The organism is Paenibacillus arenosi, assembly GCF_014841135.1.
GTDB lineage: Bacteria > Bacillota > Bacilli > Paenibacillales > Paenibacillaceae > Paenibacillus_B > Paenibacillus_B arenosi.
In genome coordinates this window covers 19,466-33,558 of record NZ_JACYTN010000017.1, presented here as the reverse complement: position 1 = coordinate 33,558, position 14,093 = coordinate 19,466, and the positions used below count along the sequence as shown (strand labels likewise).

Sequence of the window (14,093 nt, the reverse complement as noted above, 5' to 3'; positions counted from 1 at the left end):
CCTAATCTATTGTGTCAACCCTCTTATTCACAACACGCCAGTTGTGGTTCACTCCGCCTTCAATTGTACCGCGCTCCATAATGTAAGACACGATAAGCTCAGCCATTTCTGTCGGAATATCTTTCACAACAGGCTTGCCTACGAACATGGGATAAGAACCTCCGCCACCAGCACGATAATTGTTCATTGCTACATCAAAATGAGCTTCCATCTGGACCGGAGAACCTTCAACCTCTAAAAGCGTAACTCGCTGCCCTTCTGGTCTAGATATATCCAACTCATACTCGATTCCTTCCCACATATCATAGTTGTAATGTTGAGGCTTCGGATATAAAAATGAATCGTTTACCGTTATCTCCCCATCATCCGATAATTTGAAATAGCGTGCAGACTGCTCAAGGGCATCTTTTATATCTTGTCCCGTAATGCGTATAACCCGCAGCGTATTTGGATAAATGTAATTGGATACAACTTCACGCATGGTAATATTTGTAGAGAAACCAGGTGAACGATTATCAAATAAGGAGGTGCACGAAATACGCGTCCCACCATAGTGCATTTGAACCGTATGAATAAACTCAATTAACGGATGTTCCTCGATACGGGCTTGCATCGCATCCAAAATACGCATATCGCCGTTCAACTTACCAATTGGCTTATCGAGCCAGCGCTGTGTTTTCACCTCGTATGGACGCATCAGTTCAATGATATCGAGATCTGCGCAAACTCCTTCAACGCCAAGCAGTTCGACCCGTTTATCTACGACTTGCCACCCTACTGAACTATGCTCCAGCTCCAAATCAATTTGAGCCAAATAACTTCCCTGCATACCAGGTTGAACAACAGATACACCATGCACTTCTGCCGCTAGATTGCGATGTTGGTGACCCGTTATCAATACATCAATGCCTTTAATCTGCTCACATAATTGAAATCCTTGATTTTCCCCTGTATCTTCCTCTGTCAGTTCGCCTGTTATAATATCCCGCTCAAATCCTCCATGATAAGCAGCAACTACAACATCCACCTGCTCTTGTTCACGCAAATGCTTAACCCACTGTTGGGCTGTTTCTACCGCATCTTTGAACTCCAATCCTTCTATATGAGAAGGCAGTTCCCAATGCGGCACATATTGTGTAGTTAACCCAACAATACCAACGCGTATGTTGTTTGCAAACGTCTTTACGATATAAGGAGGCCCGAAAGATGGCCGATTATCCTGCTTATTTACGATATTAGCAGATAGCCACGGAAAGTTGGATTGTTTCACAACATCTCTCAACACATCCAAGCCATAGTTAAACTCATGATTGCCAAGCACACCTGCATCATACTGCAATGTGTTCATACATTTTACTAGCGGATGTATAGCATCACGTTCAATCTTCGTATGTATGTAAGATAACGGCGTCCCCTGTATTAAATCTCCATTATCGATGAGTACCGTATTTGAATTTGAACTGCGAATGCCATGAATAAGAGTTGCCAACTTGGCAAGTCCAGATTGCTGTAAAGAATGATCTCCGTAACTCCAAGGCATCACTGCTCCGTGTAAATCACTCGTTGCAAGTATCGTTACTTTGCATGAGTTCTGTCCGTTCTTCATCATCAATTCGCTCCTAGTCGAAGAAAATTTTTCAGTCAACCCATCTATTTCATTCGAATATTTTCAGCTTGAGGCACATCTAATAAAACGATAGCAACGATTTTTATATCCGTCTAGAGACCTAGTTCATTTTTAACAATCCATGTACTTTTTTTTACAATTCGCTCGCAAAGTTAATCTATTCCTGCATAACATTTAACAAATCTGATCCATTCGTTATGTTTAGACTATGCTGCACTTCCATTGCCTACTACATTTGTTAACCAAAGCTATGCCAAAATGACTAGGAGGTTGTCTTATGTTTAAGAAAACAGCGGCCATCACGGTTATGACTCTTATCCTTGGATTAAGCTTACTTACTGCTTGTAGCAACAGTTCCACAGCCCCCAGCTCCTCCAATCCATCTAAGGGCACGGAGCAGACGAAAACGTATGTACCAACTGAACTAAAAGTGCAATTTGTCCCATCACAAAATGCGGAAACTTTAGAAGCAAAGGCAAAACCATTAGAAAAACTGTTAAGCGACCAACTTGGCATTCCCGTTAAAGTAAGCGTATCCACGAACTACAATACGATAATCGAGGCATTGGCATCCAAACAAGTGGACATCGGTTTTTTACCGCCTAATGCCTATGTTCTTGCTCATGACACAAAGAAAACGGCTGATATTCTGCTGCAAGCGCAGCGTTTTGGTGTAGAAGATGCAACAGGAGCCAATACGACAGAGTTGGTGGACTACTACAAAGCAATGATTGTCGTAAAGAAAGATTCTCCTATTCAAAAATTAGAGGACTTAAAAGGCAAGAAAATCGCTTGGCAGGATGTCACGTCTTCAGCAGGTTATGTATGGCCAGCCTTTGAAATGAAAAAAGCAGGGGTCGATCCTGACGCTGATGTTACAGGTATAACGGTCAAAGGTCATGACAAAGCCTTGCTCGCTGTGTTAAATGGCGATGTGGATGCCGCAGCGGTCTTCCAAGATGCCCGTAATATTATTATTAAAGACATCCCTGATATTATGCAGACCACTCGTGTCGTTGCCTTTACCTCCCCCATTCCAAATGATACGATCTCTGTTCGTAATGATATGAGCGAAGAATGGCGTACCAAAATACAAGATGCTTTCATCGCGATCGGTAAAGATTCCGCAGGGCAGCAAATCATTTCAGACGTATATTCACACAAAGGTTATATTAAATCTGACGACTCGAAGTTCAATATTGTTCGCGATGTAGCAAAAGAAGTTGGATTGAAGTAGTGAATAGAAACATCATATACAGCGACTGTTCAAATTCTGATTCTAAATGAGATGAAAAGAAGCCTCCATTCCCGCTAATTCAGCAGCGGTTTGGGGCTTCTTTACGTACTATTTCACAAAAAATCTCCTGCTAACCATGGAAAAATTAAAGGCCTTTTACAAAATGTCTTAGATCGGCATTAAAACGTTTATCCGCTTCCCAAAATGGTGTGTGACCAACATGAGGATAAAATGATGTTTGCGCATGTGAAATGAGTTCGACATGGCGCTGTGCGGCTATTTTTGTAACGACTTTATCTTCTAACCCGTGAGTAATCAAAGTAGGTAGCTTTAGTTTGGAGAGCAAATCCTGATTGTCTACCGTACGAGCGAATAGCGCTGAATTAATATGAGGGGGGACAATGGCGTTGAAACCAAGAAAGAAATAATAATCTTGTGGTGAATGTTTCTTATATACACATAATGCTAAAAACTTCTCTAGAGAACCAATCCTTGTAGCAGCATCATTTGATGAGAGCAGTGGGGCCAGATCCAACAGTTCTTTCGTCGTTTCATCTGTGTTATTCGAGGCTATAGTTCGTGTGCACGCCCCAACAAGTTGTATGCCGCGAACATCAGTTTCTCCATACCTCCGAATATAGTCACATATAACATACCCCGCATACGACCAACCAATTAGGACCGGACGGTTAAGCGATAATGAATGAATGACCGCATGAGTATCTTCGGCCCATACACTTGAATCTGCATATGCATTTTCGGGCTTATCAGACCAACCATGACCTCGCAAATCCATGGTTACAATGCGAAAGTCGTTGGCAAGCTCGGAGTCTATTTGTTTCAACCAGCATAAGCGAGATTGTAGTGCACCGTGAATAAATAAGAGCGGTGTTCCCCTAGGATTTCCATACTCCTCCACGTGAAGATTTGTACCATTCCCACCGACTACTTTATACGTTTTTAACGGTTTTTTACTACTCATGCTAGCTATTCACACTCCTTTGCTCCAATTCATTAAAAGAACTATTTCCTACCATTAACCGGTCATACTAAACTGTCTATACGATCTTTCGCCGCACATAATTTGAAATGATATCAACAACACTTACCGTTATGATGATACCTAGCAAAATAATGCCCACCCGTGACCAATTGCGGCTATCCAAGGCGAAAATTAAGGGTGTGCCAATGCCTCCCGCTCCAATAATTCCAAGTATCGTTGCTGAACGCACATTGATTTCAAATCGGTACAACGTATACGACATAAATTCGGGCAGCACTTGTGGAATAACCCCGTACCACAACACTTGCAGTCGATTGGCCCCACATGCAAGCAGAGCTTCAGCTGGACCACGGTCTATTTTCTCAATGGCTTCCGCATACAACTTGCCGAGCATACCTATCGAATGCAATCCGAGAGCAAGAATACCAGCATACGCACCAGGACCAACCGCCTTAATAAACATAATCGCCATTACAATCTCAGGAAACGTGCGGATAAAGCTGAGTATGAACTTACCCACACCGCTAGACCATTTCCAACGATTCATATTGGTCGAGGCCCAAAAGGCAAACGGAATGCACAGAAATGCTGAAATGAAGGTGCCTAGTAGTGCAATTGCTAGCGTATCGATCATCCCCCTTAGCAAATCCTCACCTTCTGCCAAGTAGACATAATCCCAATCTGGACTAATCATCCCCTGTAAAATGGCCACTGTAACCGTACCTGCATTTTCACGTATTCCCGAAAATTCAATGCCTGTGAATGACCATACGTACAAACTTACAATAACAACCGCAACTAACCACCAACGAATATGCAGCCATGGACGCCGAATCAATGGATTGTTTTTCATAGCAGTTTCTCCTGTACGCGATAGCTAATATAGTCAATCACCAACACAATAACGAGTGTCAATAAAATAATCATACACGCCCGATCATACCGCAGCTGATCCAGCACTCGCGTTAGCAGCAAGCCAATCCCGCCCGCTCCTACAAGTCCAAGTACGCCAGCCGCACGTACATTAACCTCGAATGTATATAGTAAGTAGCTGATGAACTGCGCTGTCACTTGCGGAATAACACCGAATCTGATCCATTGTAGCTTGTTGGCACCAACAGCCGTCATCGCCTCAAGCGGACCTGGGTCAATCGCTTCAATCGATTCATACAGTAGCTTAGAAATCAAGCCAAAAGAGAAGAGAATCAAAGCTGCCACTCCCGCTACAGCTCCCAATCCAAAGATAGCGACAAAGATAGCTGCAAACAATAAATCAGGAACGGTGCGTACAAGATTAAGCAGCAATCTTGCCGGAATATAGAGCCATTTGCTCCTCGTTACATTTCCTGAGGCCAACAGTGCTATCGGTATAGCCAACAAGGCACCAATTGAGGTACCCAGCACAGCCATCTGAACGGTCTCCATCATAGGTGCCCAAATCGTCGTTAGGTAACTCCAATCAGGCGGAAACATTTCGACGAGCAACTTGCCCATCTCCGGCGCTCCCGTCACGAGCTGTGTTAATGTCGCGTCTGTACGCTCTGCACTTAACCAGAGCAGAACAATAATGAAAGCAGCGGTCATAATAGACTTCGTGTGAGATGGCTTTGCCATGGATGGCGCCCCCTCATCACCACTTCTTCCCTCATTCGTTGGCGGCGGCGTTACGCTTATCGGGCTCATAAAGCTTCACCCCCGATGCTTGCCGCCTCCTCGCGCAGCGACCGACCATAAATGTGAGTAAACCGCTCCTCAGTCGCTTCACCGACAGGACCATCAAACACAATCTCACCTGCACGTAGACCAATAATTCGCGTAGCATATTGCCGCGCCAGATCGATATCGTGCAAATTAACAACCATTGTAATGCCTAGCTCTTGATTAATTCGGCGCAAGTCATCCATCACTTGCCGCGTCGTCAATGGATCAAGGGATGCCACTGGCTCATCGGCCAATATAATCTTCGCCTCTTGTGCTAACGCTCGCGCAATGGACACTCGCTGCTGCTGGCCTCCTGACAGCTGATCAGCCCGGATGTAAGCCTTCTCCTGAATATTGACTCGGGCTAACGCATTCAATGCCAACTGGACATCTTCCTTTGGAAATAAGCCAAGCAGCGTACGGATCGTTGAATGATAGCCTACCCTTCCCGACAGCACGTTTCGTATAACCGAAGAACGCTTAACAAGATTAAAGCTTTGAAAAATCATACCGATACCGCGCCGCATATGACGCAGTTCTTCTCCACGCGCATGCGTGATCGACTTGCCGTCTACGACAATATCGCCAGCAGTAATTTCATGCAGTCGATTAATCGAGCGCAGCAGCGTCGACTTTCCCGCACCAGACAAGCCAACAATTACGACAAATTCTCCACTATGTATGGTAACATCCACTTCCTGCAAGCCAACTGTTCCATTTGAGTAAAGCTTAGAGACGCGACGAAACTCAATCATCTTGCACGCTCCCCCCTGAAACTTCTTCAGAAATAAAAAATGAAGCGAGTCCTCTCACGCAGACTGGATGCAAACATTGTGCAAACTGTATACTGGAAGAGACTCGCTTCATTCAATTGATGGATGATATAACGATTTGATACTATTTAATATCTGTTATCAAAATTATGGCGTAACCGTAATCGAATTAGTCACTACATTCGATTTGCCTGAGCGCAAACGAATGGATGCTGCACCTGTTTTAGTAGGCTCTGTTCGAACCGTAATTGTTTTGCAGCCATTGCCAAGACCATCTGTCTGGAGTGAAACAGCTTGATAGCCATAAGTCGTTGGCCATGTACCATCTGCATTTTGAATTTGCCCAATCTGCTGGCCTCCAGCTACATAAATGCCTAGCTGTAAATCCAGCGTTGTATTCGGAGCAGCTTTACTTACTTTTACACAAACACTGAACGGTTGCCCTGCCTTTACTGATGCTGGATATTCTAGTGTGTATGCTGGGTTAACAGGACCCGGTCCTGGGCCAGGATTGGTCGAACCTGTGTAGCCAAATGCCCCTGGCTTGAAGGAGGACTGATCCCACCACTTGTAGCCAGTGGCTGGAACTGCCCACGGTTCAGGCTTCGGTTCTGTACTTTGTTGAGGAATTTCATAGTTGTGCAAAGCTGTCGGCTGGTCTAATTGCAAGCCAGGTACTTGCGTAAAGTTCGTATACGCTTCGTCATGGGACAGCCAATTCACAACGTTAACGAGCAATTTCGCGTCGTCGACTTCTTTAAAGCCGTCATAGGTCTTTTTCGTTTGACCGTTCTCTTCGCGTAAGTATTTAGGCGTAATATCTTCTACAGGTGAAGAATCACCAATAAATGCCGCCTTACCTTTTGTTACTTTGGATATCGCAACATATGGACCTTCTGCAACACCACCGCCGTTGTAAATACCAGCATCTACAGCATGCGGCCATTTGTCGGTCGTTTGCGGGAGATATACAATTCCCTTAGCGATTGATGGATTCGTAACAGCCAATGTGGAGCCTGCATGCATCGCTACGCCTTGCACACCTTCTGTAATGCCAAATGATTGCTCTTTCGGCACAATGATATTAGCTGTCACGTTGCCAATGGAATTGTAACGGAAACGCACACCAAAGTTGTCGGCAAGCCAGTCAGAGCTGCTTACGTTCTGCATCGCCACAGAACCTGATTCTTCTGCACTCATGCCTTTAGCTGGATTTTCCCAAGCTCCACGACGGTAGCCGTTAAACACTTCAGAAGAATCCCATCTATTTTTGTTGCGATCTGCATTGTAGTGGTCGCTAATAAAAAATATGCTGCCACCTTCTTGAACATACTTAAGTAATGCTGCTTGTTCGGAAGTTTTGTAAGGGTTGTTTGCTTCAGGAATAACGAATACATCATAAGGTTGAAGATGTTCGAAGGTAATCGGTGTGGATTGACGAAGCTCTTTCACGTAGTAACCAGAGGCTGCTAGGGCTTGGGCAAAATCAGAAAATGCACCATCGATGACCCAATCTGCTGCTCCTGCTGTTTGACCGTGTGTGTTGTCAAACAGTACTTTCTTGCCGTTGGCCGTTCCAACGGGATTAATAATTGGTGCTGGATCGAGCGGTCCCTCTGCCGAGGCTGTCCTTGCATCACTTGCCCATATAGTAGTAAATAGGGAGAAGGTAAGTGATAAAGCGAGGAATGACTTGAAACATTTTGAAGTTATTTTTTTGACCAATAACAACACCTCCAAGTGGATAAATAAGGTTCTTTCTTCTTAAATGTAATGGATATTTACATGTTGTCAATATCAACGGCTACCAGCTCTTACAATAATGTAAAGGACACACTAACATGTTATCGATATATTAACCATGGTTTGATTAATAGAGTAGAACAGCTTATTATTTGTCAGTACTATTATCGTATTACAAGTAAAGGAGATAACCTTATGCACATTCGTTCGAGAGCACGACTCGGCTTTTTCTTATACGTAGGAATGCTGCTCTATTTTGATACGGCTTATTCATTTATGACATTCAATCTGTTTCTTGCTTTTGCAGCACTAGAGCTTTCCTATTTACTGCCGTTATTCAAAGTACAATCAAAAAGAGAACTACCTATCAGTTTTCTTTTCTATCTCATTTTCATTCTTATGTCACCCAATGTATTCTATGTCGTCACCGATCTCATTCATTTAAAAAGATTTGATTTTAACTACCGTCAAGGAATCGTTGTGATGGAGTGGTGGAACTTTTTCGTATTAGTGAGCGGTGTATTGCTGGCCATCTGCTTCTATGTTCTAATGACAGACCAGGTCCGTCGTTTACTGCAATCGTTCCAATTGCGAGCAAGCACGGTCACGTTCGGGATGTGTGTATTTCTACTACTTACTAGCTTTGGCATCTTCATTGGCCGATTTTTGCGCTTTCACTCGATCCACTTGTTTACAGAGCCATGGTCATTAATTGAGCGTGTCTGGTACTCCCTAGATCAAAATGCACTATTATTTATTTTCTGGATGACCGTGTTGCAAGCTATTATCGTGTGGATGTTCGGGCGCAACGAGAAAAGGGGTGGAGAATGATGATTGAAGAATATAAGGCGGGGTTCATGCGTAGTGAAGCCTATAGCGGAGAAGACTTTCTAGTACTATTTTTCTGCCTCTGTGCTGCCATACTCCTCTCCCAACTTTATATTGCACGATATATGTATCAACAAGAAAAGTCTTGGTGGTGGGCTCTCATAGGCGGATTACTGCCATTCGGGCTGAATATTTATCTCTATCAAGTGTTCAAATTCGAAAAACAGATTGGATATAACTTCGATCACGTACCACCGCAGCAGCGTAGAAGTTGGCGAGTGATGTATACGTTGGCATTGTTGCAATTTATGCTGATGTTCGTCTTGATTGGCTGGCTTACGTCCCCATAACCGAAGTGAAGTGGTAACTACTTCTCCAGAGTGAGGCTCAAGTATGCTAAAACCGTTTACTTGAGCCTTTTCTGTGTTTGCATAGCAAGCATTAGGTAATAGGTAGGATGATAACACTTATGCTAAAGCTAGCTTGCTGATCCTTCCTTCGAAAAAATCATTATTTCGTTAATACGGATACTTTGTCGCCATCCCATACCACCTGCGCACCAAGCTGTTCGGCTAGGCTTCTGACAGGCGCATACGTGACACCATCAATTTCAATGCCGTTATTTACTACCTTGCCATTAACATTAATTTTAATCGCTTTATGTGAGCTTGTGGGCTTGCCCTGTTGTTTCTGAGGCTGCTTATTGTTCATCGCAGTCAGCTTTAAATAGGCAGCAACTCCTTCTACATGACCTTCAATTAATGCTTCTAGAACTACATCTTGCTTCAGTTTACCTGCATCTGACGCAACATCGACAAATAGATTCTCCGTCAATACCGCTGGCATTTTCGATTCACGACACATATGCAGATCACCGCGTTTTTGTCCGCGATCATTAATACCGAGCGGCGTTAAGCGCTTCATTATCTCGGTATGCACCGCACTTTGAAAATTAGATGTAGCCGACTGTCCTTTACTTATTCCGTTATAAATAAAAGATTCAAAACCACCCGCTCCACCTCCTGCATTGCAGTGAACAGAAACAAGCAAGTCAGCCTTAGCCGCATTGGCTTTGTTTGTACGCTCAGATAATGCCAAATACACATCATTAGATCGAGTAAGAAGACAGCTTACTCCCTCATATCGTGCTTCCAATCTACGAGCCGCCTCATTCGCGATATGCAGTGCAATATCCTTTTCTTTTATCCCATTCGCTACTGCTCCAGGGTCTTTACCTCCGTGACCAGCATCCCAGACAATTAACTTAACCATGACTATCATTTCCTTTCTTCTTGGAAAATTGATAAGCTCCTGTAGCGGATAACCCTACTACCGAAATCAGGATTAGCTTCTGCTGAATGGATTCTGGCACTAAAATAAAAACAGCTGCCACAAAGACAGCTGCTACATGCGTCCATTTATCTTTCAATCCGAAGCCACGGGCTACACCAACGTATGCCGCCACGAGCGCAGCAAGCGCCATAATATCATTTGACATCGTGATGTCCATTCCCTACACCTTCCCGTCTAATACTAGTCGTACAAGTGCCAAAATAACGGCACCAATTACGGTTGTGCTTAGCCAAAAGATAGTTCGATCAATGCGATCAATTCGGTAATGCGCGGACCTCACCGATTGCGACGCTTCCAAGCCAATATTTTTCGCCTCTAGCGCCGTATCATAAACATCATGCATCGAGTCCAATTTCGTCTCAACACGCACGATCCGTTCACGAATTTCTGCTAGCATTTGTGTTTGTGGGTCCATATTCATATCTCCTCTTGCAAATTTTAGACATAAAAATAGCGCTCATGCTGCGCATGACGCTTTATTGTATCGTTTTAGGGGGAACGATGCGCCAGCCCCATCGATGTTAATTAAACTTTGTACTCCAGATGGATCCTCTACTCGATAAATGTGAGCTTCAACCCATTAACCGTCCCTGATTGATCATTCAAAAAATGTACACTTGGACAGTTGTTAGCGGTATACCCCAAAACTAATCTGCCTACATCACCGTTTTCATTTGGGAACATATGCAAAAAGAACTGGAATTTACCCCAATCACTTTCGACGTAAGTTTCATGTAAGCTAGACAATGTGACGTGCATCGGGGTGCGCCACTGGTCAGAAAAACCGCAACGGTAATACCCGTACACGCGACTCGGTGTGAAACCTAAATCACCTGATGAAAAATAAGCAGTAGCATAGTTCCCACCACAAGATATACGATCCTTGTTAAATCCTATATCACGTTCTGCAACGCGTTTACCAACTTGCAACGTACCATTAACCCCTAGGATATTAACACCTGCTCGGATGTGCTCGGCTCTGAAGTTCGGGGCAGGAGCTGTAACCCACACATCACCACGGTACGCACCCGCTGTAGGTTGGAAAAATGCACGGTCTCCTTCCCAAACGGTATGCGCTGTTGACGGAATGTGACCACCTGAGAATTCTGCCATCGTGCCCGTCTGTACAGCATTGTTTATCCCAGATGTGAAAGTTCTGCCCTGTAAAACATCATGAGCTGCTGCATTACCCTGCGCCCTGACTGCCGTACCTCTAGTATTATTAATTACCATGCCGTTAATAATGTTTTCTGGGCGGCAATCAGCTTGAGTAACCCATAACTCGGGGAACCCTGATCCTTCACTTTGTCGATATGCGCCATGTGGTATTCTAAAGTACGATATATTTGATGCAGTGTTGTGTCCGTAGGACTCTGGCTTAATGACGCTTGGTCGATCAATCATCGTACCAATCACTAATCCATTATCTGTACCGACGGTTTTAGGGGCTACGACATCACCAGCAACTGCCGTTCCATATTCCCCCCCTTCACCCTGTAATATAAAATTTACGCCGTTATAACGCATGGTATGGACACTACCGACTTTGAGCATGCCTGATATTACATCACTGCCATTGGATCGTTTGATTGCCTTAGCTCCTAATCCGTTAACATTAAGCGTGGATGCTGCTGTATTTTGAACATTAATCTTTACTGCCACAGCCATACCCTCAACATATGATTTGATTATCGGAGCAAGTGTAACAGCATACGTATTAGCTCCCCCTGTTGCTGCAGCATACAGGATGTGTGCTGTTATATCAGCAGCATGCTGGTTCAAGTCATGACGAACATCAACAGTCTTAGCCTCGTTTAACAACAACCAATCATCTTGCCGTGCATCTTGTGCCATGTTATCAGCGACATTTTGAACTGTGTCTGATAATACTCCACTAATCCCTGTCGTATATGATGCGGTAGCATTAATGACGTTTGCAGATGCAATCTTTACGATCTGACCTTCATCATTACGATAATAACCTGTATCGACTTCAATTTGATTAGCTCCAGCATGCCAAGCCAATCCTCCGACGCTTATTTGTTCCTCTATTGGATTAGCAAGAATGTAACTAGCTTCAGCCCAACCATTCCAACCCTTGGCTTTATTTACGGACACCCACGCTACAGTATTTGTTGTAGGTGCGCTACCGTCAAGTATCGATACCCACGATGTATAAGCACTGCCGTTGTTAGCCGACGCCATCCAACCATTCATGAGCGCCTTCGCTGCAGCAACAGTTGGATCAATAGCATCGATCCATCCACTAAGGTTGTTGGGGATAACGATATGAAACAAACCATCTCCTGAAATTTGGATTGTATCTGTCACTCCACCTGCGGTTGTCTGGTTCAGCATTTCTTTACCATCGTATCTAGTAGCAACTATACCACCCGAAATTGACCCTTTTGGAGCTGTTTGAACCACAAGTCGCTTGACACCCGCAAATTTTCCGTTGTTATACCAATCTAATGATCCGTCAAGCATGAATTCTCGCTGGATCGACCTCAATACCTTCCATGAGCCATCACGCCAGTAAATACGGTCTGCAATAGTTCCTAGTTTTGCAATTGTTACAGGCAGGACAACACTTTCGTCGTTTGGAGATTCATAGTGAGATGCTTCGCTTCCTGCTTCCAACTGAATAAACTTATATCTTTTTGTTTGTTTGGCACTAGACTCAACCGATCCATAAATAAATAGTAAGATTTCTGTCTCGTTAGCTGTATTAAAAGTATACTTCTTTTTACCAGCACCCATAATAAATGGCGTTAGTACCCCTCCGTCAGATTTTCGGACTGCAATTGCTGGCGGGTCGTCTCCTGATAGATTTTCAGCTTCGTAACTTATTGTATATTGAGTGTTCTGCTTAACTTTATAAGCAATACTTCGAGCAAAATTGTAAATGCTTCCGCCGGAATTAATTTCGATACCACTCGGTATTCTTGTGTACGTTGCATTACCGCTAGTTCTATCAATCTCTCCTGTATAGATATTTTTCCCTTTCTTAGTAAGCGAAACACCTGCAATATGCTTTGTTCCCTCTAAATGCGGAAAATACTGACGAATATTATTTTCGTTAATTGTTGTGCCAATTGCGTTGTAAAGCTCGTCGGATATCTTATATAACGAAATATTTTTAAAAGCAACCCAACCAACCACACCAACTCCGTTCCGGTTTGCTGCGGCCACATAAGCATTGGCAGCGTCTACGGTAGCCGTACCTTTTCCATAGATAGTTCTACTTGTCAAGGTATTTGCGTAAAACGTACCATTACCCGTCCCCAATGAGAAAGATAATCGGGCGTTAGATGTACCATCAGATAAAACATCAGCTATTAGGACAAATTTTTCCCCAGTTTTAACGGTAAAGTGTCCTATAGGGTTATGAGTTGCGATATACCGTTCATCAATCTTCTTGTCCGTTGATAGTGACTCTATTTTCTGATACCCGTTTTCTACTGTATATTTACCTTCGCCTGTAGATGGAGCACGCCAAGGACCATCTGCAATGCCATCACCATTGACATCTTTAATAGTGCCATAGTCTTTTGTAATGTTCGTTAATGTCATACCCTCGATATCCACCGTTAACGGACTTGCCATATCAGTTGTAATTACATTAACTCCATTCATAATAGGTGATGTGATCGTAACCTCATTAAATGATGGAAGACCATCAATGACTTTATGAGCGTCAACTAACCCTTGCTCGATACGGTTTAAATCTGTCTCTTTTACTAACTCGTCATATTTCCAATTTGTTTTACCCGCGTAGGCCATACTATACCTCCTTAATTCTATCGCCATCACTTAAAGGCACAAAAA

Annotated in this window: 13 protein-coding genes; 3 read left to right on the top strand and 10 right to left on the bottom strand. The window is 43.6% G+C overall.

The window, feature by feature from the left end:
• Position 1: 1 nt before the first annotated feature.
• Positions 2-1,609 carry a bifunctional metallophosphatase/5'-nucleotidase gene (locus IFO66_RS16970; protein WP_192026308.1) on the bottom strand — a complete coding sequence of 536 codons (1,608 nt, stop codon included), beginning with the start codon at positions 1,607-1,609 and terminating at the stop codon, positions 2-4.
• A 295-nt stretch (positions 1,610-1,904) separates the two neighbouring features.
• On the opposite strand from IFO66_RS16970, the gene IFO66_RS16965 reads away from it, so the two are divergent.
• Complete coding sequence (locus tag IFO66_RS16965; protein ID WP_192026307.1) at positions 1,905-2,864, top strand: phosphate/phosphite/phosphonate ABC transporter substrate-binding protein; 960 nt, start codon at positions 1,905-1,907, stop codon at positions 2,862-2,864.
• Between the two features lie 145 nt (positions 2,865-3,009).
• Here the strand turns inward: IFO66_RS16965 and IFO66_RS16960 are convergent, their stop codons facing one another.
• From IFO66_RS16960 to IFO66_RS16940, 5 genes are all read right to left on the bottom strand, one after another.
• On the bottom strand, positions 3,010-3,846 hold the full coding sequence (locus IFO66_RS16960) for an alpha/beta fold hydrolase (RefSeq protein WP_192026306.1): 837 nt from the start codon (positions 3,844-3,846) through the stop codon (positions 3,010-3,012).
• 76 nt (positions 3,847-3,922) lie between these two features.
• Complete coding sequence (gene phnE / locus IFO66_RS16955) at positions 3,923-4,720, bottom strand: phosphonate ABC transporter, permease protein PhnE (RefSeq protein WP_192026305.1); 798 nt, start codon at positions 4,718-4,720, stop codon at positions 3,923-3,925.
• Entirely contained in the window at positions 4,717-5,481 is a 765-nt protein-coding gene (gene phnE / locus IFO66_RS16950) for a phosphonate ABC transporter, permease protein PhnE (RefSeq protein WP_192026365.1), read from the bottom strand. The genes phnE (IFO66_RS16955) and phnE (IFO66_RS16950) overlap by 4 nt, the downstream gene beginning before the upstream one ends.
• A gap of 65 nt (positions 5,482-5,546) precedes the next feature.
• Complete coding sequence (gene phnC, locus IFO66_RS16945; protein WP_192026304.1) at positions 5,547-6,323, bottom strand: phosphonate ABC transporter ATP-binding protein; 777 nt, start codon at positions 6,321-6,323, stop codon at positions 5,547-5,549.
• Positions 6,324-6,488: 165 nt separating this feature from the next.
• The gene (locus IFO66_RS16940; protein ID WP_420488677.1) at positions 6,489-8,072 is read right to left on the bottom strand and encodes a DNA-binding protein; all 1,584 of its coding nucleotides are present in this window, start codon (positions 8,070-8,072) and stop codon (positions 6,489-6,491) included.
• A 207-nt stretch (positions 8,073-8,279) separates the two neighbouring features.
• Here IFO66_RS16940 and IFO66_RS16935 point away from each other — a divergent pair, with 207 nt between their 5' ends.
• Positions 8,280-8,915: a DUF1361 domain-containing protein gene (locus IFO66_RS16935; RefSeq protein WP_192026303.1), complete on the top strand. Its 636-nt coding sequence runs from the start codon at positions 8,280-8,282 to the stop codon at positions 8,913-8,915.
• Positions 8,912-9,262: a hypothetical protein gene (locus IFO66_RS16930; protein ID WP_192026302.1), complete on the top strand. Its 351-nt coding sequence runs from the start codon at positions 8,912-8,914 to the stop codon at positions 9,260-9,262. Before IFO66_RS16935 ends, IFO66_RS16930 begins: the two co-directional genes overlap by 4 nt.
• 160 nt (positions 9,263-9,422) lie before the next feature.
• Here IFO66_RS16930 and IFO66_RS16925 read toward each other — a convergent pair whose 3' ends face one another.
• The 4 genes from IFO66_RS16925 to IFO66_RS16910 form a co-directional block, all read right to left on the bottom strand.
• The gene (locus tag IFO66_RS16925) at positions 9,423-10,184 is read right to left on the bottom strand and encodes an N-acetylmuramoyl-L-alanine amidase (protein WP_192026301.1); all 762 of its coding nucleotides are present in this window, start codon (positions 10,182-10,184) and stop codon (positions 9,423-9,425) included.
• Positions 10,177-10,422: a hypothetical protein gene (locus IFO66_RS16920; RefSeq protein WP_192026300.1), complete on the bottom strand. Its 246-nt coding sequence runs from the start codon at positions 10,420-10,422 to the stop codon at positions 10,177-10,179. The genes IFO66_RS16925 and IFO66_RS16920 overlap by 8 nt, the downstream gene beginning before the upstream one ends.
• 3 nt (positions 10,423-10,425) lie before the next feature.
• The gene (locus IFO66_RS16915; protein ID WP_028593207.1) at positions 10,426-10,680 is read right to left on the bottom strand and encodes a hemolysin XhlA family protein; all 255 of its coding nucleotides are present in this window, start codon (positions 10,678-10,680) and stop codon (positions 10,426-10,428) included.
• Between the two features lie 137 nt (positions 10,681-10,817).
• A complete protein-coding gene (locus IFO66_RS16910) occupies positions 10,818-14,048 on the bottom strand; it encodes a hypothetical protein (RefSeq protein ID WP_192026299.1) in 3,231 nt (1,076 codons plus the stop codon).
• Between the last annotated feature and the right edge of the window lie 45 nt (positions 14,049-14,093).

Coding starts and splice junctions, on each gene's coding strand:
- IFO66_RS16910 (WP_192026299.1), bottom strand. CDS start 14,048: ATGGCCTACGCGGGTAAAACAAATTGGAAATATGACGAGTTAGTAAAA.
- IFO66_RS16970 (WP_192026308.1), bottom strand. CDS start 1,609: ATGATGAAGAACGGACAGAACTCATGCAAAGTAACGATACTTGCAACG.
- IFO66_RS16960 (WP_192026306.1), bottom strand. CDS start 3,846: ATGAGTAGTAAAAAACCGTTAAAAACGTATAAAGTAGTCGGTGGGAAT.
- IFO66_RS16930 (WP_192026302.1), top strand. CDS start 8,912: ATGATGATTGAAGAATATAAGGCGGGGTTCATGCGTAGTGAAGCCTAT.
- IFO66_RS16965 (WP_192026307.1), top strand. CDS start 1,905: ATGTTTAAGAAAACAGCGGCCATCACGGTTATGACTCTTATCCTTGGA.
- IFO66_RS16935 (WP_192026303.1), top strand. CDS start 8,280: ATGCACATTCGTTCGAGAGCACGACTCGGCTTTTTCTTATACGTAGGA.
- IFO66_RS16915 (WP_028593207.1), bottom strand. CDS start 10,680: ATGGACCCACAAACACAAATGCTAGCAGAAATTCGTGAACGGATCGTG.
- phnC (WP_192026304.1), bottom strand. CDS start 6,323: ATGATTGAGTTTCGTCGCGTCTCTAAGCTTTACTCAAATGGAACAGTT.
- phnE (WP_192026365.1), bottom strand. CDS start 5,481: ATGGCAAAGCCATCTCACACGAAGTCTATTATGACCGCTGCTTTCATT.
- IFO66_RS16925 (WP_192026301.1), bottom strand. CDS start 10,184: ATGGTTAAGTTAATTGTCTGGGATGCTGGTCACGGAGGTAAAGACCCT.
- phnE (WP_192026305.1), bottom strand. CDS start 4,720: ATGAAAAACAATCCATTGATTCGGCGTCCATGGCTGCATATTCGTTGG.
- IFO66_RS16920 (WP_192026300.1), bottom strand. CDS start 10,422: ATGGACATCACGATGTCAAATGATATTATGGCGCTTGCTGCGCTCGTG.